The organism is Jatrophihabitans sp., from assembly GCA_036389035.1.
Lineage (GTDB): Bacteria > Actinomycetota > Actinomycetes > Mycobacteriales > Jatrophihabitantaceae > Jatrophihabitans_A.
The window spans coordinates 89851-109438 of the sequence record DASVQQ010000012.1 but is presented as its reverse complement, the minus strand read 5'-3'; the positions used below and the strand labels follow the sequence as shown (position 1 = coordinate 109438).

General features: G+C 71.2%; 20 protein-coding genes. 9 read left to right on the top strand and 11 right to left on the bottom strand.

The features are described 5' to 3' along the window. Window positions 1–132 precede the first annotated feature (132 nt). Window positions 133–1194, top strand: a complete 1062-nt coding sequence (locus VF557_10690; protein ID HEX8080666.1) for a zinc-dependent alcohol dehydrogenase family protein — start codon at window positions 133–135, stop codon at window positions 1192–1194. 60 nt (window positions 1195–1254) lie between these two features. On the opposite strand, the gene VF557_10685 is transcribed toward VF557_10690, so the two are convergent. From VF557_10685 to VF557_10670, 4 genes are all read right to left on the bottom strand, one after another. Then, complete coding sequence (locus VF557_10685; GenBank protein ID HEX8080665.1) at window positions 1255–3174, bottom strand: glycoside hydrolase family 15 protein; 1920 nt, start codon at window positions 3172–3174, stop codon at window positions 1255–1257. Between the two features lie 93 nt (window positions 3175–3267). Further along, complete coding sequence (locus VF557_10680) at window positions 3268–3915, bottom strand: VOC family protein (GenBank protein ID HEX8080664.1); 648 nt, start codon at window positions 3913–3915, stop codon at window positions 3268–3270. Window positions 3916–3977: 62 nt separating this feature from the next. Then, complete coding sequence (gene yaaA / locus VF557_10675) at window positions 3978–4835, bottom strand: peroxide stress protein YaaA (protein ID HEX8080663.1); 858 nt, start codon at window positions 4833–4835, stop codon at window positions 3978–3980. 18 nt (window positions 4836–4853) lie between these two features. Beyond that, window positions 4854–5528 (bottom strand): NUDIX hydrolase, encoded by a 675-nt coding sequence (locus VF557_10670; protein HEX8080662.1) that lies wholly within the window; start codon window positions 5526–5528, stop codon window positions 4854–4856. 216 nt (window positions 5529–5744) lie between these two features. Here VF557_10670 and VF557_10665 point away from each other — a divergent pair, with 216 nt between their 5' ends. Further along, entirely contained in the window at window positions 5745–6347 is a 603-nt protein-coding gene (locus VF557_10665) for a hypothetical protein (protein HEX8080661.1), read from the top strand. Between the two features lie 107 nt (window positions 6348–6454). Further along, window positions 6455–7579, top strand: a complete 1125-nt coding sequence (locus tag VF557_10660) for a DUF4192 domain-containing protein (protein ID HEX8080660.1) — start codon at window positions 6455–6457, stop codon at window positions 7577–7579. 38 nt (window positions 7580–7617) lie between these two features. Here VF557_10660 and VF557_10655 read toward each other — a convergent pair whose 3' ends face one another. Continuing rightward, on the bottom strand, window positions 7618–8316 hold the full coding sequence (locus tag VF557_10655; protein HEX8080659.1) for a metal-dependent transcriptional regulator: 699 nt from the start codon (window positions 8314–8316) through the stop codon (window positions 7618–7620). A 97-nt stretch (window positions 8317–8413) separates the two neighbouring features. On the opposite strand from VF557_10655, the gene VF557_10650 reads away from it, so the two are divergent. Then, complete coding sequence (locus VF557_10650) at window positions 8414–9253, top strand: sulfurtransferase (protein HEX8080658.1); 840 nt, start codon at window positions 8414–8416, stop codon at window positions 9251–9253. Here VF557_10650 and VF557_10645 read toward each other — a convergent pair. The 4 genes from VF557_10645 to VF557_10630 form a co-directional block, all read right to left on the bottom strand. Continuing rightward, a complete protein-coding gene (locus tag VF557_10645; protein ID HEX8080657.1) occupies window positions 9237–10253 on the bottom strand; it encodes a PHP domain-containing protein in 1017 nt (338 codons plus the stop codon). The genes VF557_10650 and VF557_10645 overlap by 17 nt on opposite strands. A 180-nt stretch (window positions 10254–10433) precedes the next feature. Further along, window positions 10434–11600, bottom strand: coding sequence for an RNA polymerase sigma factor SigB (gene sigB / locus VF557_10640; GenBank protein ID HEX8080656.1), 1167 nt, complete (start codon window positions 11598–11600; stop codon window positions 10434–10436). Window positions 11601–11815: 215 nt separating this feature from the next. Beyond that, a complete protein-coding gene (dtd, locus tag VF557_10635; protein HEX8080655.1) occupies window positions 11816–12262 on the bottom strand; it encodes a D-aminoacyl-tRNA deacylase in 447 nt (148 codons plus the stop codon). Next, the gene (locus VF557_10630) at window positions 12259–13830 is read right to left on the bottom strand and encodes a methyltransferase (protein HEX8080654.1); all 1572 of its coding nucleotides are present in this window, start codon (window positions 13828–13830) and stop codon (window positions 12259–12261) included. Before VF557_10630 ends, dtd begins: the two co-directional genes overlap by 4 nt. A gap of 125 nt (window positions 13831–13955) precedes the next feature. Between VF557_10630 and VF557_10625 the strand changes: the two genes are divergently transcribed. After that, complete coding sequence (locus VF557_10625; GenBank protein ID HEX8080653.1) at window positions 13956–14327, top strand: DUF3099 domain-containing protein; 372 nt, start codon at window positions 13956–13958, stop codon at window positions 14325–14327. A gap of 35 nt (window positions 14328–14362) precedes the next feature. Beyond that, on the top strand, window positions 14363–14593 hold the full coding sequence (locus VF557_10620; protein ID HEX8080652.1) for a DUF3039 domain-containing protein: 231 nt from the start codon (window positions 14363–14365) through the stop codon (window positions 14591–14593). Here the strand turns inward: VF557_10620 and VF557_10615 are convergent. Next, window positions 14560–15771 (bottom strand): YhjD/YihY/BrkB family envelope integrity protein, encoded by a 1212-nt coding sequence (locus tag VF557_10615; protein HEX8080651.1) that lies wholly within the window; start codon window positions 15769–15771, stop codon window positions 14560–14562. The two genes, VF557_10620 and VF557_10615, sit on opposite strands and share 34 nt — an antisense overlap. Window positions 15772–16043: 272 nt before the next feature. Between VF557_10615 and VF557_10610 the strand changes: the two genes are divergently transcribed. The 3 genes from VF557_10610 to VF557_10600 all read left to right on the top strand — a co-directional run bounded on the left by VF557_10610 (window position 16044) and on the right by VF557_10600 (window position 18934). Next, the gene (locus VF557_10610) at window positions 16044–17795 is read left to right on the top strand and encodes a DEAD/DEAH box helicase family protein (protein HEX8080650.1); all 1752 of its coding nucleotides are present in this window, start codon (window positions 16044–16046) and stop codon (window positions 17793–17795) included. Between the two features lie 290 nt (window positions 17796–18085). Next, window positions 18086–18295 carry a hypothetical protein gene (locus tag VF557_10605; GenBank protein ID HEX8080649.1) on the top strand — a complete coding sequence of 70 codons (210 nt, stop codon included), beginning with the start codon at window positions 18086–18088 and terminating at the stop codon, window positions 18293–18295. A 117-nt stretch (window positions 18296–18412) separates the two neighbouring features. Further along, window positions 18413–18934 (top strand): 2'-5' RNA ligase family protein, encoded by a 522-nt coding sequence (locus VF557_10600; GenBank protein ID HEX8080648.1) that lies wholly within the window; start codon window positions 18413–18415, stop codon window positions 18932–18934. Here VF557_10600 and VF557_10595 read toward each other — a convergent pair. Continuing rightward, the gene (locus VF557_10595) at window positions 18924–19361 is read right to left on the bottom strand and encodes a hypothetical protein (protein ID HEX8080647.1); all 438 of its coding nucleotides are present in this window, start codon (window positions 19359–19361) and stop codon (window positions 18924–18926) included. The two genes, VF557_10600 and VF557_10595, sit on opposite strands and share 11 nt — an antisense overlap. Window positions 19362–19588: the final 227 nt, after the last annotated feature.

Genomic DNA, 19588 nt, shown 5'->3' with positions numbered 1-19588 from the left:
CGCAACCCGATTACAACTACAAGACACCTGAGACCGGCGATGTGTTGATCCGGCGCAACGACTTCGCCAAGGCGGGTCTAGCGCCCAGCTCGAGCTCGGCTGACGTCGGACCGGGCTGGTAAGAATGCGGCCATGCGCGCAGTGCTGTTCCACCAATTCGGCGACGCCCCGATCGTCACCGACGTGCCCGAGCCGGAGCTGCCCAAGGGCGGGGTGATCCTGCAGGTGCGTTCCACCGGCCTGTGCCGCAGCGACTGGCACGCCTGGCAGGGCCACGACCCCGGGGTCGCCTTGCCGCACGTGCCCGGCCACGAGCTGGCCGCCACCATCGCCGAGGTGGATTCAGGCGTGCGGGGCTGGCGTCCGGGCCAGCGGGTGATCGTGCCGTTCATCTGCGCGTGCGGGAACTGCGAGCAGTGCCGCGAGGGCAACCAGCAGGTCTGCACCCGGCAGTTGCAGCCGGGCTTCAACTACTGGGGCTCGTTCGCCGAGTACGTGGCCATCCCCTATGCCGAGGTGAACCTGGTCGCGCTGCCCGACGAGATCGGCTACGACACCGCGGCCTCGCTGGGCTGCCGGTTCGCCACCGCCTACCGCGCGGTGACGGTGGTCGGCGCCGTCCGTCCGGGGGAGTGGCTGGCGGTCTTCGGCTGCGGCGGGGTTGGGCTGTCCGTCGTCATGATCGCCGCGGCCCTCGGCGCCCGGGTGATCGCGGTCGACACCAACCCGGCTGCCCTGTCGATGGCCACCAGGCACGGCGCGCAGCACACGATGCTGGCCAGCAGCGGTCCCAGCGACAGCGCCGGCGATGACGTCGCCGAGCAGATCAGGCAGCTGACCGGCGGCGGCGCGGCGGTGACCATGGACGCGATCGGCGCCGAGTCGGTGGTGCAGACCGCGCTGCGCTCGCTCAAGCCGCGCGGCCGGCACGTCCAGCTGGGGTTGCTGCCTGACCAGGTGCGCCTGGACCTGTCGTTCCTGGCCTTCTGGGAGCTGTCCTGGCTGGGCAGCCATGGCATGGCCGCGCACGACTACCCGGCGATGCTGGACCTGGTCCGCTCCGGCGCGGTGCGGCCCGACGAACTGGTCACCGGCGTGATCGGCCTGGACGAGGTCGCCCCGGCGCTGTCGGCCATGTCCGGCGCCGCCCCGGCCGGCATCACTGTGATCCATCCGGCCGCTGACCCCAGCTAGGACCGGCAGCCGAGAGCGAGAACCGCCAGCTGAGAGCGAGAACCGCCAGCCTAGAACGGCTCAGCGGAACGGCTTGGCGACCGGCGGCCCGACGTCGGCGCCCTCCTCCACCTGTTCCAGGGCGATCACGTGCAGCACCGCGTTGATCAGCGCCAGGTGGGTGAAAGCCTGCGGGAAGTTGCCCAGATGCTGGCCGGTGTGGGTGTCGATCTCTTCGGCGTACAGCTCCAACGGCCCTGCGAAGGACAGCAACTTGGCGCACAGCTTGCGGGCCCGGTGGTACTCACCGATCTCGCACAGCGCCGACACCAGCCAGAACGAGCAGATCGTGAAGCTGCCCTCATCGCCGGAGAAGCCGTCGTCGGTCTGCTCGGTGCGGTAGCGCAGCACCAGGCCGCCCTCGGTCAGCTCGTCGGCGATCGCCAGCACGGTGGCCCGGATCCGGGGGTCATCCGGCGGCAGGAACCGGACCAGCACCGCCAGCAGCAGCGAGGCGTCCAGCGCGGTGCTGCCGTAGTACTGGGTGAACACCCCGCGCTCGTCGAGGCCGTTGGCCAGCACGTCCTGCTTGATCTCCTCGGCCGCCAGCTCCCACTGCGCGGCTTCGGCGTCCTGGCCGATCATCGAGGCCAGCCGGGCGCCGCGGTCCACCGCAACCCAGCACATGATCTTGGACGAGGTGAAGTGCTGGAGCTCGCCGCGCACCTCCCAGATGCCGGCGTCCGGTTCACGCCAGTGCTTGAGCGCGGCGTTGACCTGGTTGGCCAGGATCGGCCAGATCCGGTTGTCCAGGTGGTCAGCGGACTTGGAGTGCAGGTACACCGAATCCAGCAGCGCGCCCCAGACGTCGTGCTGGCGCTGGGCGTAGGCGGCGTTGCCCACCCGCACCGGCCGGGAGTTGGCATAGCCGGGCAGGTGGTCGAGCTCGTACTCCTTCAGGTCGCGTTCGCCGCCGATGCCGTACATGATCTGCAGGTCGGCGTCGCGCTCGGCGAGGTCGGCGATGAAGGAGAAGAAGTCCAGCGCCTCCCAGTCGAAGCCGAGCGAGTACAGCCCCCACAGCGCGAAGGTGGCGTCCCTGATCCAGGAGTAGCGGTAGTCATAGTTGCGCTCGCCGCCCAGGTCCTCGGGCAGCGAGGTGGTGGCGGCCGCGGCGATCGCGCCGGTCGGGGCGTAGGTCAGGCCCTTGAGGGTGAGCGCGCTGCGCTGCAGGTAGGTGCGCCACGGGTGGTCGGGAAAGGTGCCGCGAGCCAGCCAGTGCTGCCAGTGGTGGGCGGTCCACACCATCCGCGCGTAGGCGTCGGCGTAATCCTCCGGCGGCGTCCGGCCACCCCAGGACAGCGCCACGTACCGGACGTCGCCCTCTTTGAGCAGCGTCCGGGCGCCGGCCTGGCCGCCTTCGAAGCCCAACCGCAGGTCGGTGGTCAGGGTCAGCTCGACGTCGCACCCCTCGACCTGGGCGAACGCCTGGTGATAGCCCTTCTCGGTGTGCTTCCAGCGCACCGGCTTGCGCCCGTAGTCCAGCACCGGCTCGCACTCCATCACCACCTGGACCTCGCCCGAGACGCAGCGGACGGTGCGCAGCAGCACCCGCTCGGCGTCGTAGTCGGTCGGCGTCCTTCGGTGGTTGTGGTCCACCTCGCTCTCGTTGCGCCACGGGCCCATCACCAGCAGGTCGCGGACGATGATCCAGCCGGTCGCGGTTCCCCAGCTGGTCTCCAGGATCATCGTGCCGGGCAGGTAGCGGCGGGCCGCGGGCACCGAGACATCGGCCGGGGCGATCCGGAACGACCCGGCGTGCCGGCCCAGCATCGAGCCGAACACGCTGGCCGAGTCCAACCTCGGCAGGCACATCCAGTCCACCGAGCCGCCGGGGGACACCAGCGCCGTCGTCTCGCCGTCGCTGAGAAAGCCGTAGTCGCCGATCGGCACCGTACGGACATCGTGGTGGCTGGAACTGGGAGAGATCTTCAGGGTCATTCCTCACCCGCCGGTAGTCGAGACTTCCATCGTGATCTCAATCGCACTCCCAGTAAAGGCGACGCGGGGAGTCCCAGCCAATCGGGTCGCTTTTCAGTCGATGACGACGACGCCCCGGGCGGTGGTGAAGTGCACCGCCACGATGCCCGTCTCGCCGTCGTTGTCCTCCACCGGCAGCCAGCGCACCTTGAGGTCATCCAGTGACCGGGTGGCGCGGTCGCCGAGAAAGTCCACCACCGTGGACCGGTCACCGGCGATGTCGAGCAGCTCGAGATTCACGGTGCCGCCGACCGCGGCCGGGTGCTCGGCCTTGTCGGACTCCCAGTGGATGAACCATGGCAGCTGCGGGTCGCTGGCCGTGTCCAGCACCCCGATCTGCTTCCAGCGCAGGTCGAAGCCGTCCGGACGCCTGCGGTGCCCGGGCGCGGCGCGCCGGCCCAGCCGCTGCTCGATGGCCGGCAGGTCCATCACCTCGACCACCCAGCTGAACCAGCCCCCGCCGGCCTGCTTGCGGGCCTTGACGGCCCGTCCGAACGGCGCCGCCTCGACGGCCGGGTGGTCCAGCGCCTCGACCACTTCCAGATAGACGCCACCGGACAGCGGCAGGACGAAGTTCCGGGTGCCGAAGCGGGGGTGCAGCCCGCCGTCGGTGAACCCGGCGCCGAGCTGTGAACCCAGCCGCTGCACGCACGAGGCGAGGCCTTCGGGGCCTGCTGCGTAGGAAAGGTGGTCCAGTCGCATGGCGTCGATAGTGGCTGAGCCTAAAAAGCCGGCGGGCACCGGGGTAGGCCGACCCGGCAGTCTTATCCGAGCTTGCTGCTGCTATGCGCGCGAGCCGATCCGATCGAGCCGGCCGGCCCGGCGGCGGTGGCGGTGATCAGTTCCAGGGTGTGGCCCTGCGGTGTGCGGTGCTCGATCAGGTCGGCGCCGCCGGCCACAGCCCAGGCGGCGGAGATGTCGGCGACCGTCCGGACCGGCTGCCCGAGCGCCCGGCGTTCCAGCAGCGCGGCCGTGAGCCGGCCCTTGGCCAGCTTGGAGGCGAACGAGATCACCCCCAGAGTCCCGTCCGGACGTGGCGAGAGCACCCGGACGCTGATCAGCCGGCCGGCCACCGGCCCGCGAGCGGCCGGCTGCCACATCGCGGCGTAGTCGCCCGAGCGCAGGTCGATCAGCGGTCCCCGGTCCAGCAGGGGCGCCATCACCTCGTCCAGCCGGGCCCGCCAGAACGTCGCCAGCACGCCCACGCCGGGCAGCGTGGCCTTGGCCGGAACCCGGTAGGCCGGCACCGGATCGCTGCCGCGCAGCACCCCGAACAGGCCGGAGAAGATCAACAGCTCGCGGTTGGCCACCGCCCTGGCCGCCGCGCTCAGCGGTTGGAGGAACAGCCCGTCATAGACCACGCCGGCATAGCGGTCCAGCGCGGGCATCGTCGGCGCCGTCCGGACCCGCCGGTTGTCGGCCAGGGCCGCGGCCGCCACCGAGTCCGGCAGCAGCAGCGCCCGGGCCGCGTCGAACTGCCCGGCGTCGGCCAGCAGCCGGTCCAGGCCGCGCAGGACCTGCTCCCGGCTGTCCTCGATCGGCTGCCGTCGCTGGCGGCGGGCCAGCGGCAGGCCACGGCCGCCGGGGTTCTTGGCCTCGCTGGGCGGGAGCAGGATGCGCACCCCGCAGACGCTAGCGGCTCAGGCGAGCAGCTTCAGGTCCGCCGGCTCCACGGTCAGCACCTGGCCCCGCTCGGCGTAGCGCCGGGCGAGGTCGGCCGTTGGATTGCCGGCCAGGACCACCCGCGGCAGCAGCCGGGTCAGACCGCCGCCGGCCAGGCCCGGGGGCAGCCGGTCGGTGGCGACGCCGGTCAGGCGCAGTCGCTCGAGCAGCGGATCGTCGGCGGCCGCCTGGCTCACCACCAGGTACAGCGGCGGCGGCACGTCCTGCAGGCGGGCCCAGGCCGAGGCGAAGCCGGGGTGCAGCCGCAGGCCGGCCACCTCGGCGACCGCGTGCCAGCGAACCGCCACGCTCTCGGCGTTCGCGGCGTAGGGCCGCACCGTCCGGGCGGCCCGGGCGACCACGGTGGTGTAGCTCCAGCCGTGGTGATCGTCGATGTAGACCCCGATCAGATCCACGTCCGCCGCCGACAGGTGGGCCTCTTCCCGCGCCTCGCGCAGCGCCGCGGTCACCGCGTCCTCGTGGCTGTCCCGAGCGCCTCCCGGGATGCCCCAGGTGTCACCCTGATGGGTCCAGGGAGCCCGGTGCTGCAGGATCACCCGGCCGTCGCCGACCAGCAGCAGCCCGGCCGCGCCGTACAGGCCCCAGTGCCGGTGACCCGCCGCGCAGGTTGTCCAGCCATCGCCGGAACTCATAAGGCTGTCCTTCATCCGGCGGTCCGCTGCTACCTCGAAGTTGTAGACGCCGACCCGCCAGGTCGCCTCTCGGCAAAAGGCCGCTCGTGGCGGCATAAGTGGGACCGGGGGCCATGGATCGGGTCGACGCCACATCCAGTTTAACCGCCGATGCGCCGCGGCGAGCCGGGTTGGGCCAGAACCAGGATGTGCTGCGTGCTCACTTACCCTGGACGGGTGCCAGCCGCTGACCGCCCGCACCGCCCGATCCGGCGGCCTGATCTCGCCGCGCTCGCCGGCTCGGTCGAGTTCGAGCCGTTCGCCCGGGCCGAGCTGGCCGCGGCCACCGCCGCCGCGGTCATCACCCACGGGCGCTCGGGTGGCTCGGAGTCCCTGGTCGACCTCGCCGACCGGGTGGGCCTGGACACCCTTGCCGAGCTCTGGCGTCAGGAGCAGCCCTCCAGCCTGCCGGGCGCGCTGTGGGCGCTGTACCTGCAGCGCCGGTGGTGCCAGAGCAACGGCGACGAGGTGACCCGGCTGTGGCGGGCCGGGCGGCCCTACGCGCCGGCTGACGAGGTGGTCGCCGGGGTGTCCGACGACGCCGACCCGGCCGCCATCGAGGCGCTGGCCGACGCGGTGCTGCACGGGGCCTACCTCGGCGACTTCGACGTCGCGCTGGAGCGTGCCGCCGCCTTCTTCCGGGTGATCGCCGCCGGCCGCCGGGAGACCGCCGCCGACGGCGCCGAGGGCGAGCGGGACCGCCGGCTCGCTGACCGCAACGACGAGGTGGCCGACGGGCTCACCCAAGCCGCGCTGAGCTGGCGGAAGAACCCGCTGTAGCGGATCGCCTGCCTCAGGCTGTGGACAGCCGGTGCCGGGCCGTCGGGTTGTCCACAACCTGGCGTCACCGGCTCACCTGGGCGGTGCTGAGCGGCAGGCTCGCGGGCATGACTTCTTGCGAACTGCCCCGCATCCGGATCAGCGATCCCGGCGAGCTGATCGAAACGGTGCCCTACCTGCTGGGCTTTCACCCGCGCGAGAGCCTGGTGCTGATCGGTTTCGCCGGTGGCGCCGAGCAGCAGCAGATCCAGGTGACCGTCCGGCTCGACCTGCCAGACCCGGCGGCCGGCGGGCTGGACGCCGAGGCCCTGCGGCCGCTGGGGGACGTGCTGCGGCGCGCGGACTCCGAGGCGATGGCCGCCGTGCTGGTGACCGAGTCGGTCCGCGGTGACCCGCGGGCCTGCGAGGAGTTGACGGCCTGCCGGGACCTGGTGACGGTCACGATGGCAGCGGCGGGCGTCGAGGTCCTCGACGTGCTGGTGGCGACCGGGCGGCGCTGGTGGTCGCTGTGTTGCGAGCGGTTCGAGTGCTGCCCCGGCGCCGGGCACCAGCGGGTGCTCGGCTGCTCAGAGGCGGCCGCCCAGGCGACCTTCGCCGGGCTGGTGGCGCTGCCCGACCGGCAGGCCATGGCCGCAACCCTGGCCGGGCGCAGCGCTGAGCAGCGAGCGGCCCTGCTTCCACGGCTGGCCGAAGCCGAGCTGGCTCGAACCGAGTCGGCCGACGCTGAGCCGGCCGACGCTGAGCCGGTCGACGCTGAGCCGGTCGACGCTGAGCCGGTCGAAGCTGAGCCGGTCGAAGCTGAGCCGGCCAAGGACGGCGGCGCACCCGAGCAGGCCGGCCGGCGGCAAGCTCAGGTGGCTGCGCTGCTGGCGGCCGCGGCTGAGAACCAGCCTGACCTGAGTGCCGAGCGGCTGGCCGGCCACGCGGTGGCCCTGACCGATCTGGCGGTGCGGGACGCGCTCTGGCTGGCAGTCGACGACGGCGCCGCGGGGGTCAGCCGGCTGATGGCCGAGCTGCACACCAGGCTGCCACCGCCCTATGACGCCGCGCCGCTGTTCCTGTTCGGCTGGTCGCAGTGGCGCGCCGGCAACGCCACGCTGGCGATGATGGCCGCCGAACGGGTGCTGGAGTCCCAGCCCGGCTACTCGGCCGCCGTCCTGCTGGTCACCGCGGCACAGCGGGGGCTGGACCCGCGGACCGTGCCGGCCTTGAGCTGGGGCCGGTCGGGTTGAGCCCGCAGGTCGGCGGGCGTCGGGGCCGGGCTACCGGGTCAGGCCGGCACCGTGACGAAGATGTGCTGGGCCACCTCGTCCAGCACCAGTTCGGTGTCCGGAGCCCCGGCGACATGCAGCCCGGCAGGCACCCTGGACACCGCTACCGACAGCCCGGGAGTCACGCCGGAGTGCGACAGCTGCCGCATCAGCTCGACATTGGGCTGCAGCAGCTCGCTGATCCGCTCGATCCGGACCGTCACCTCATCAGAGGTCACCGAGGCGGCCAGCGTCGCCAACCCGGCGTCACCGGCGCCGCCGGCGGGCAGGCCGAGATCTTCCAGGCCGGGGATCGGATTGCCGTGCGGGCAGACCAGCGGACCCTCGAGCATCGCCACGATCCGGCGCTCCACGGCCTCACTCATCACGTGCTCCCAGCGGCAGGCCTCGACGTGCAACTGGTCCCATTCCAACCCGATGACGTCGTGCAGCAGCCGTTCGGCCAACCGATGCTTGCGCATCACCGACACCGCCAGGTGCCGGCCGCGCTCGCTCAGCTGCAGGTGGCGGTCGCTCTCGACCTGCAGCAGGCCGTCGCGCTCCATCCTGGCGACCGTCTGGCTCACCGTCGGCCCGGACTGGCTCAGCCGCTCGGCGATCCGCGCCCGCAGCGGGGTGACGCCCTCTTCCTCCAGCTCATAGATAGTGCGCAGGTACATCTCGGTGGTGTCGATCAAGTCGCTGTGGTGGTGATTCACTTGCCGACCCCTTTCCCCAGAGTTTCCGTGCCGAGCCCGCCGAACTCATCTCGTGCTGCCGTATCCGGTACCCACTGTCCATGTTAGAACCGTCGGCATGACCCACCATTCCCAACAGGCTCTAATCGGCGTCGACGAGCTGGCCGCCGGCCTCGAAGACCCTGGCCTGATCCTGCTCGATGTCCGCTGGCAGGTGTCCGGCCCCTCCCAGTATCCGCTTTATCTCGCCGGCCACCTGCCAGGGGCCCACTGGTGTGACCTCGAGACCGACCTCGCCGACCCGCCCGGAGCCCGCGGCCGGCACCCGTTGCCCGATCCGCGCCGGCTGGAGGCCAGGCTGCGGGCCTGGGGCGTCGAGCCGCAGTCCGAGCTCGTGGTCTATGACCAGGGCAACTCGGTGGCCGCTGCCCGGGCCTGGTGGGTGTTGCGCTGGGCCGGGTTGGAGCAGGTTCGGGTACTCGACGGCGGGTTCGAGGCGTGGCAGCGCGGCGGCCATCCGGTGCGGGCCGAGCTGCCGTCACCGGCCGCCGGCACCGTCAGCGTCCGGCCGGGCAGCATGCCCACGCTGGATGCCGACATGGCCGCGTCCTGGGCAGCCGCCGGCCGGCTGTTCGACGTCCGGGCGGTTGAGCGGTTCCGCGGCGAGGTGGAGCCCATCGACCCGGTCGCCGGCCGGATACCGGGTGCGCTCAACCTGCCCACCACCGCCAACGTGCGGCCGTCAGGGCATTTCTTGCCTGAGCCGGAGTTGCGCCGGCGATTCTCCGAAGCCGGGGCGGCCGAGCGGGACGCGCCGGTCGGGGTGTACTGCGGCTCGGGCGTCACGGCGGCCCACACCGTGCTGGCGATGCGACTGGCCGGCATCGAGGCGGCGCTGTACCCGGGCTCGTGGAGCGAGTGGATCACCGACCCGGAGCGGCCTATCGAGACCGGTTGAGCCAGGCCAGCAGCTGGTCGACCGGCCAGGTGTTGATCACCCGGTCGGGCGGCACCTCGCATTCGGCGGCCCGGGCGCAGCCGTAGGGCTGCCAGTCCAGCTGCCCCGGCGCGTGCCCGTCGGTGTCGATGCTGAACAGGCAGCCGGCTTCGACAGCCTGGCGCAACAGGTCCCGGGGCGGGTCCAGCCGCTCTGGCCGGCAGTTGATCTCCACCGCCACCCCGTGCTCGGCGCACGCGGCGAACACCGCGGCGGCGTCGAAGGTGCTCTGTGGCCGGGGCTTGGCTCCCATCAACCGGCCGGTGCAGTGCCCGAGGATGTCGGTGTGCGGGTTCTGGACGGCCGCTACCATCCGGCGGGTCATCGCCGCCGAGTCCATCCGCAGCTTCGAGTGCACCGAGGCGACCACCACGTCCAGCCGCTCCAGCAGGTCAGCCCGCTGGTCCAGGCTGCCGTCGTCGAGAATGTCGACCTCGATGCCGCTCAGCAGCCGGAAGGGCGCGAGCCGGGGCGCCAGTGCCCCCAGGATCTCAAGCTGGCTGGCCAGCCGCTCGGCGGTCAGGCCGTTGGCCACCGTGAGCCTGGGGGAGTGGTCGGTCAGCGCCAGGTACTGCTGTCCCAGCTCGATGGCCGTGATCGCCATCTCCTCGATCGGGCTGCCGCCGTCACTCCAGTCCGAGTGGCTGTGCAGGTCACCACGCAACGCCGCCCGCAGGCGCTGCCCGGCGGGGTCCAGGTCGACCAGCGGCCCTTCCTGCTCCTCCAGCTTGGCCAGGTAGTCCGGCACCCGTCCGGTGGCCGCCTCGGTGATCACTGCCGCCGTCACCTGCCCGATGCCGGCGAGCTCGGCCAGGGTGCCGGCCCGCAACCGGTCCTCCAGCTGCTGGGCGTTGGTCAGCGCCACCTCGGCGGCCCGGCGGAACGCCTTCACCCGGTAGGTGGGGGCGCCGCTTCGCTCCAGCAGGAACGCGATCCGGCGCAGGGCGTTGACGGGGTCCACCAGCACACCGTAGAGAGCCGCCGGCTGGGGCGCACCCACACCCCCGGCTCCAGTGCCCCCACTCCGGCTCCAGAGCACTCAGGCCCCCGCTCCTGGCAGCGCAAACCGTGCGCGAACGCCGACCGCCCGGCACCTCGACGGATCGAGATACCGGGCGGTTGGATGTGAAGCCGGGTCGGATCAGGCTTCGAGGTAGTCCCGAAGCGACTGGGCGCGTGACGGGTGGCGCAGCTTGGCCATCGTCTCCCGCTCGATCTGGCGGATCCGTTCACGGGACAGGCTGAACTTCTTGGCGATGTCGTCCAGGGTGTGCGGGTTGCCGTCGGCCAGGCCGTACCGCAGCCGCACGACGGCCGCCTCGCGGGGCTCCAGCGAATCCAGGATGGCGGCGAGCTGGCGGCGCATCAGGTCGAACTCGACAGCCTCGGTCGGCTTGGTGGCCTCACTGTCGGCGATGAAGTCACCGAGGGCGGAGTCCTCGTCGGTGCCGACCGTCTGGTCCAGGCTCACCAGGTCGCGGGCGTGATCGATCAGCTCATGCAGCCGCTCGACGGTGATGTCAAGCTCGCTGGCCAGCTCGGCGTCGGTGGCGTCGCGGCCCAGGTTCTGGCCCAGTTCCCGGCGCATCCGCTGCATCTTGTTGATCTGCTCGACCAGGTGGACGGGCAGCCGGATGGTGCGGGACTGATCTGCCATCGCCCTGCTGATGGCCTGCCGGATCCACCAGGTCGCGTAGGTCGAGAACTTGAACCCCTTGGTGTAGTCGAACTTCTCCACTGCCCGGATCAGTCCCAGGTTGCCCTCCTGGATCAGGTCCAGGAACGGCATGCCGCGGCCGGTGTAGCGCTTGGCCAGTGACACCACCAGCCGCAGGTTGGCCCGCAGCAGCAGGTCCTTGGCCGTCTCGCCATCGGCGGCCAGCAGCTGCAGCTCGCGTCGGCGCGGCAGGGCCAGCCGCTTGCTGGTGCTCAGCAGGTACGCCGCGTACAGCCCGGCTTCGATTCGCTTGGACAGCTCCACCTCTTCGACAGCCGTCAGCAGCGAGACCTTGCCGATCTCGTTCAGGTAGGAACGAACCAGGTCAGCGGCCTGGACCACCTCGTCCAGGTCAGCGGTCGCCTCGACGGGGTTCACCTCGTCCAGGACGGTCTCGTCCAGGACCGCTTCGTCCAGAACCGGCTCAGCGGCTACGGTGGATTCGTCCAGCTCGACGGGCGCGTTGGGCGCGGGTGTGGCAGTGCGGGGCGCGCGGTGGCCCGGAAGGGTATGTGAAGCCGCGTTGCGGCGCTTGGATGCGTTCGTCTTGGTATTCGGCTGCGCTGTCATCTTGGTGGCTGGTTGCGTCACGTTGGGGTCCCGTCCACTGATGGGGGTTCTTTTCTCCCATCCTGTACAACGGTTCGTTGCCGAAGATGTTCCCGGATTGCGCTGGTGGGCGATTCCCAGCCAATTAGCGCACGTTGGAAGTAACGGCCCAGCTACCGGACGGCTTATTCGAACCCGCCGGCCTCGCCGGCCCGCGGCTGGGCAGGGCCCTATCCACCGGGCGGCCGGAGCCCCGGTCAGTGCCGTTCCGGCGTCTCCAGCAGGATGGTCAACGGCCCGTCGTTCACGCTGTGCACGGCCATGGTGGCCCCGAACTCGCCGGTCTCGACCGGCAGCCCTAGTGCCCGCAGTTCGGCGCAGAAAGCGGTTACCAGTGGCTCGGCCTGGCCGGCCGGCGCGGCGGCCTGCCAGCTGGGTCGACGTCCGGAGGCGGTGTCGGCGTATAGCGTGAACTGGCTGATGACCAGGGCCGGCGCGCCGAGCGAGGCAGCCGAGCCCTCATCCCGGGCACCGTCACGCAGCACCCGCAATCGCCCGACCTTGCCGGCCAGCCAGCGCGCCTCCCGCTCGGTGTCGGTATGGGTGACGCCGACCAGCACCAGCAGGCCGGCGCCGATCTCGCCGCGCACCTGGCCGGCGACCGTCACCGAGGCGTGCGAAACCCGTTGCAGGACAGCTCTCATCGTTGACCGCCGTCGATGGCATTGGGCGCGAGATCAACGGGTACGAGATCAACGGGCGCGAGATCAACGGGCACGAGAAAACCGCGTTCGATCAAATCGCGCACGACAGGGATCAGAGCGGCGGTCACCTCGTCCACGCTGGCTGAGACCGCGGCCGCCAGCACGCTGAGCACAACGCCCAGTGTGGGCTCACCGGTGCAGGCCGTCACCAGCGCCGCGACCGCGTCATCGACCTCCAGTTCCCAGCGCAGGCCGCCGGACTGGCGCAGCTGCACCAGCGCCGGCTGCCAGCCCTCGGCGCTGATCACCGAGTGGGTCGAGCGCACCAGGCCGGGTGCGGCTACCAGCCGGGCGTCCAGCAGCTGAGCGACCGACCTGCCGCGCAGCCAGGCGCCGCGTCCGAACCAGTCCTCGATGGCGTCGCCGATCGGGTGCTCATGGGCCTGGGGAACGTCCTGGCACACCACCTGCGAGTCCTGGTCCCCGGTGCGCCGCACGCTGACCAGGCCCATTCCGATGCCGGCCACTCCGTTCGCGGCGAACCAGTCCAGCCAGTGGTCATAACGCTGCTGCCAGCCGGGGGCGCCGGGCTGCTCACCGGCGTCGCGCAGCCACAGCGCCACGTACTCACCGGGCTCGGCCACCTCTCGCTGCCAGACCCAGGCCTGGCACCCGGTCGCCGGCAACCAGCTCGAAACCCGCTCCTGCCAGCTCTGGGAGCCGTCGATGATCCAGTTCGCCAGCAGCTGCCCGGTGCCGCCCTCGGTCAACCGTCCCGGTAGCCCGCGCACCAGCTCGGCGCACACCGAGTCGCCGGGCAGGCCGCTGTCGCGATAGCGAAAGCCGCCGGAGGTAGGCCCGAAGCCGGGCCCGACGATGAACGGCGGGTTGGACACGATCAGGTCGAACCGCTCCTGCGCGACCGGCTCCAGCAACGAGCCCTGCCGCAGGTCCCAACTCCTGGCGTTCAGCGCCGCCGTGGTGGCAGCCATCCGCAGCGCGCGCTCGCTCAGGTCGGTCGCGGTGACCGCCTCGCTGTGCTCGGACAGGTGCAGCGCCTGCACACCGCAGCCGGTGCCGACATCCAGCGCGCGTCGCACCGGGCCCCGGACGGTGGCCTCGGCCAGCGTCAGGCCCGCCGAGCCGATGCCCAGCACGTGCTCGGGATGCAACGGGCCTGGCCGCACCTCGGCTCCCAGATCTGAGACCACCCACCAGTCCGGCCCGTCGGTCTCGGAATAGGGCCGCACATCCAACGCCGCCCGGAGCTGGCCGGCTGACTCCTCGACCAGCCCGGCTGCCTCGGCTTCGGCCAGCGGCAGCGGGCGCAGCGCGGCCCCGGCGGCGGCGCGCGAGACCGGCAACCCGAGCAGGAACAGCCGGATCAACGTCTCGGTCTCCGAGCCCTGCCGGGTCAGCCGGTCGGCGCCGCTGAGGTCACCGCGCGACAGCGCCGCCTCACCGGGCAACCCCAGCACCTCGGTCACCGCGACCGAGCCGAACCGATCCCGCAGAGCCTGGCCGAGCTGGTCCAGGACGGCCGCCGGGAACAGCGGCGCCACCTTCATACCGGCCGCCCTCGCGAGTAGCCGTGCGGCAGGACGATCGTCGGTGTGGGCACGGGCACCATCGTGCCGCAGGGGGCGATATCTATCTCACCCCGATCACCCCGCCGCGGTGGCACCATGGTCATGTGCGCCCGTCCAGAGACCATGGTGACCGCCCGATCCTCATCACCGAGGCACCGATCAACGCAGACGTCGAGTTCGATCGCCGTCGCAAGCGGTACCTGGTGATGATGGCGCTGCGTGCCGTGTGCATCGTCGGCGCCGCGAGCACCTTCTCCCTCTCGGGCTGGCTCGCGGCCGGGTTCGTGGCCGCCGCGCTGGTGCTGCCCTGGTCGGCGGTGCTGATCGCCAACGACCGCCCGCCCAAGCAGGAGCTGCGATTCCGCCGGTTCGTCGGCGTCGACGAGATGGCCCAGCGCCAACTGACCTCCGGCGATCCGCAGCCGCCCGCGGCTGATCCACGGCAGCCGACCGAGCCTCGGATCATCGATATCTGAACTCCCGTGCCGAGTGGCGGTGGCACAATCGAGGCGTGACTACCCAGACCCTGGATGCCCCGAAGACCTCTGACGCCGATCAGCGCGACCAGGTCTTTCACTACGTCCGCAAGAACAAGGTCGCCGAGAGCGCGGTGCTAGGCACCATGGTCGAGGCACTGTGCGGCGAGGTCTTTCCGGTCACCCGGGCGGCCAAGCCGGGCTCACCGGTGTGCTCGCGCTGCAAGGAGATCTACGAGTCACTGCCCGGCGGCGGATCGTCCTGAGCCGGTCGGACCGCCTGAACGGGCTGGGCCGCCTTGGCCGGCGGAGCTGATCGGGCCGCCTTGGCCGGCGGAGCTGATCGCGCCGCCTTGGCCGATCGGGCCGCCCTGGCCGGCGGGGTCGCCTGAACCGGCGCCGCCTCTTGAGTAGGCAAGTCTTGGGCTGACGCCTCCCGCGTTACCGCTTCCTGAGCTGACGCCCGCCGCGTCTCCGCTTCCTGAGCTGACGCCCGCCGCGTCTCCGCTGAGGCCCCCCGCGTCTCCGCTTCCTGGGCTGAGGCTTCCCGCGCGGGCGCGGCGGGCTGGCCGAGCTCGGGGCTGGGGGTGTAGGGCTTCCAGCCGCGGCCCGCGCCGCGCACCTTGGCCGTGGTGGTCGGCGAGCGCTGCTCGATCTCGGCGTTGAGTTCGGCGCCCAGCAGCACGCCCAGCGCCAGCAGGAAGAAGAACAGCAGCGCGGCGATCGGGGCGGCCAGCGTTCCGTAGGCGTTGTTCTGGGCGACGATGAAGCTGATGTAGAAGCGCAGCCCCCAGGATCCGGCCAAGAAGATCACCATGGCCAGCAGCGCGCCGGGCAGGCCACGCCGCCACGGCAGCCGTCGCGGCGGCGCCAGGTGATAGAGACTGGTCAGCCCGACCAGCAGCAACAGCATGACCACCGGCCAGTAGGCGTCGCCGATCACCCGGTCCGCCGTCTCGCGGGCTCCTTCGGGAAACAGCTTGGGCAGCAGGGCCGGTCCCAGCACCAGGGCCGGCAGCACGATCACGCCCACCACGATCGAACCCAGGTAGATGCCCAGGGCCAGCAGCCTGCTGCGAACCGCGCCGCGCAAGTCGCGCATCCCGTAGGCGATGGTGATGGTGTTGACGAAGGTGGCGGTGGCCGAGGAACCGGCCCACAGGGCGATCGCGAAGCCGACCGAGATGACGTCGGCCCGGCCCTCACGCAGCACCTGTTGCACCACCGGCGCGATCAGCTGGTCGACCACCTCGTCACTGAACGCCCGGGAGAAGGTGATCAGCAGGTTCTGCTGCACCCGGTCGACGGTGCCCTGCCCGGCCCACTCGGAGAAGTAACCCAGCGCGGCCAGCAACGCCAGGAACAACGACGGCAACGACAGCAGCTGCCAGAAGGCGGCCTCGGCCGACAGCCCGAGCACCCGGTCGTTCCAGGCCCGGGACACGGTTCGTCTCGCCAGCCTTCTGATACCCCGCTGGCTCATCACGAGTTACTAGTCTGCCCCAGCCGCGCGGCCCGGACAGGACTGTGACACGCAACCGCGGCAGACAAACGTGACATCGCCGCCCGGCGGGGGCGGGTGGCCGCCAATCTCACATCGAAGCGGGTTGGTCGCCGCCGGCCGGGTGGCCTGCGGTTAGCCTGGGCCGGCACGGGTCTGACCGCGTCGGATCCGTGCCGGACAGTGCTGATGAGCAGAGAAGGAGGCGGCGTCGAGTGCCAGAACGCCGCCCGACTGGCACCCGGCTGCGCCTGTGGCAGCGCGAGGCGCTGGCCAAGTACGAGACCGAGCGACGCTCGGATTTCCTGCTCACCGCCACCCCCGGGGCGGGCAAGACGACGTTCGCTCTCAGCCTGGCGGTCGGCCTGATCAGCCGCCGGATGATCGACCGGGTGATCGTGGTGGCTCCCACCGATCACCTGCGAACGCAATGGGCCGAGGCCGCCGAACGGTTCGGGATCGCGCTGGCGCCGAACCTCGGCAACTCGGTGGGCCCGGTTCCCAGTGACCTGCACGGCTATGTCACGACCTATGCCCAGGTGGCCGGCAAGCCGACCCTGCACGCGGCCCGCGCCACCACCCGCCGCAGCCTGGTCGTCCTGGACGAGATCCACCACGCCGGCGACGGGCTGTCCTGGGGCGAGGCGGTCGAGCATGCCTTCGCCGGCACCAGCCGCCGGGTGTGCCTGACCGGGACGCCGTTCCGGACCCGGGTCGGCGAGCGGATCCCGTTCGTGCGGTACGAGCCCGACGGCCAGGGCGGCCTGGTCTCGACCGCGGATTTCAGCTACGGCTACGCCGACGCGCTGCGCGACCACGTGGTGCGCCCGGTGGTCTTCGCCGCCTATACCGGGGTGTCGCGCTGGCGCAACTCCGCGGGCGAGGTGGTGGCGGCCTCACTGACCGACGCCGGCACCAAGTCAACCGAGCAGGCCGCCTGGCGCACCGCGCTGGACCCCAAGGGCGATTGGGTGCCGCACGTGATCGCGGCGATGGACGAGCGGCTCACCCAGCTGCGCCAATCCGGCATGCCCGACGCCGCCGGGCTGGTGCTGGCCTCGGATCAGGAGGACGCCCGGGCCTACGCCTCGATCGTGCGGCGGGTCACCGGCGAGAAGCCGTACCTGATCCTGTCCGATGACCCCAAGGCCAGCGCCAAGATCGCCGAGTTCGGCGCCGGCGGGGCCCGGATCGCGGTCTGCGTCCGGATGGTCTCCGAAGGTGTCGACGTGCCGCGAGCGGCCTGCCTGGCCTGGTTGACCAGCTACCGAACGCCGCTGTTCTTCGCGCAGGCGGTGGGGCGGGTGGTCCGTTCCCGAGGCCGGCACGAGTCCGCGACGGTCTTCCTGCCGGCGGTGCGGCCCCTTCTGACGCTGGCCGCGGAGCTGGAGGACGAGCGAAATCACGTGCTGCCGCCGCCGGCCGGGCCGGCCGACTCGCTCGAACTGGTGGACGAGCTGACCGAGGAGCAGCCCGAGCAAGCCGAGTCGGCCTTGCTGCAGGAGTGGCAGGCGCTGGAGGCCGAAGCGCAGTTCGCCCACGTGCTGCACGGCGGCCGGGCCGTCACGCCCGACGCCGGGCACGGCACCCCGCCGGCCGACGGCGAGGACGAGTTTCTGGGCCTGCCGGGACTGCTGTCGGCCGAGCAGACCGCGGCGCTGCTGGCTCAGCGCGACGGCGAATTGCGCAAGCGGGCCACCCGGGCCCGGCGCCCCGGGGCCGACCAGCCCGACCAGTCCGACCAGCAGCCCGCCGAGTCCCCGGGGGCGGCCGTCGGGGACTGGCGGGCGGCGGCTGCCCTGCGCCGGGAGGTGAACCGGCTGGTGTCGGTGCTGGCGGCCCGGACCGGTGTCGGCCATGCCGCCCTGCACGCCCAGATCAGGGCCGCGGTGCCCGGGCCGGCCTCTGCCTCGGCCTCGCTGGAGGTGCTGGAGTCCCGGCGGGCCTACCTGATGGGCCGGATGTGAGCGCCCCCCCGCGGCGCTGATCTGCCGGCCGGCCGCGGTGCTCGGACCGAGCGGTCCTGCCTCCAGCGGTAGGCCCGTCAGCCCTTTTCAGCGAGGTTCCGGCAGTTCGCTACACGCGTAATAACTCTCGATTGGGTTACTCCGGGGACTACGGCGCGCCTGGACTGGTTGTATGTATTAAGCAGACACGATAAGTCTCAGAGCAACAGAGGCCCGAGTCTGTGAGACCGATCGCGAGAACCGTCGCAGAAACAGAGGGACCAGTGACCAGCACCTTGACCGTCGAGCCCTTGACCGCAGCCGATCGCTGCGACCGTTGTGGCGCCCAGGCCTACGTGCGCGTCACGCTGCCGGCTGGCAGTGAGCTGTTGTTCTGTGCTCACCATGGCCGCGAGTACGCGCCCAAGCTGCGTGAACTGGACGCCGAGATCCTGGACGAGTCGGAACGGCTGGCTGACCAGCAGCCGGTGACCGTCGCGTCCGCGGGTCTGTCCGACTAGGACCCTGCTCGGGCCTGTCCAGGCACCTTGATACGAAGAAGACCGGTCCGCGAGGGCCGGTCTTCTTCGTGTTTCGACCACGTCGGCTCAGCCGGCCTGACCTGAGGGGAGCGGCAGGTGGCGGTACAGCAATTGTCGCTGTGGTTGCAGCCGGCGCAGGACGCCGCCGTGGAACTCGACGCGGTGATCGCGCGCCTGGCCGCGGTGCACGGCACCGCCGTCTTCCCGGCTCACCTGACGCTGCTCGCTGTCATCGAGCAAGAGGTGGACACCGCGGTAGCCACCCTCGATGAGGTCAGGCAGCTGGTGGACCCGCTGGACGTCTGGTTCAACGAGACCCGGTGCGAGCACGCCTGGCAGCGTTCGCTGTACCTGGCCGCCGTGCCGACGGCCGGACTCCGGCGCGCCTTCGAGGTTGCGGCGCGGGCGTTCAGAGCACCGGGCAAGCCCTCGTTCGAGCCGCATCTGAGCCTTCAGTACTCCCACGTGCCGGTCGCGGACAAGTTGTCGCTGGCGGCGAGCCTGTCGATGGGGCTGCCACTGACCGTCCGGTTCGACCGGCTGTCGTTGTGGCACACCGAGGGGTCAGAGGCCAGCCGGTGGCGGCTGATCGCCAGTCGTTCGTTGTCTAGTCACTGACCGGGCGAGTCACTGACCGGGCCAGCGGCAGGATGGGCGCTGCGGTCACGTCGTGTGGCAGCGAGGCGGGCGAACCGCCGGCGTTGCCCATGAAACCGACGTCTTCGACTGCGCAGTTCCAGCCGTCAGCCATCGCCGCTCGCAGTGCTGCCAGCGCAGGCGTGGCCGGTGGCGTCCGGTATGGCTCCTGGCCACTCTCCACCGGGATGGTCAGCTCGTAGTCGACCCGGTCGCTAAAGCGCGACATCTCCATGCAGGGCGAGGTCGCGGTCTCCAGCTGTTCCTGCTGCAGCTCGGTATCCACGGCTGCCACCAACTCGGGCTCGGTGTCTGACTGGACCGGCAAGCTGATCGCGCCCATCAGCGCCCCGGCGATGGGCACCGGTCGCCCACCGGCGGCATCGACCAGCAAGAATTCTTCTTCCACGCCTACGGTGCGCAGGCCGACATGCTGCCTCTCAGCAGTATGCGCAGTAGCGCCGGCTTCAGCGGATTGGCTGGACGGAGTGTCTAATGCCATGTCGGAGCGAGGAAAGACATGAGTCATGCGATACCTCAGGATGGGTACCGGGCAGGGCTCCGGCCACGATGTGGCCCATGGTTTCCAGGCCAGCTTTCACCCTTACACAGCTCACGCGACACTCGCCATGAGCG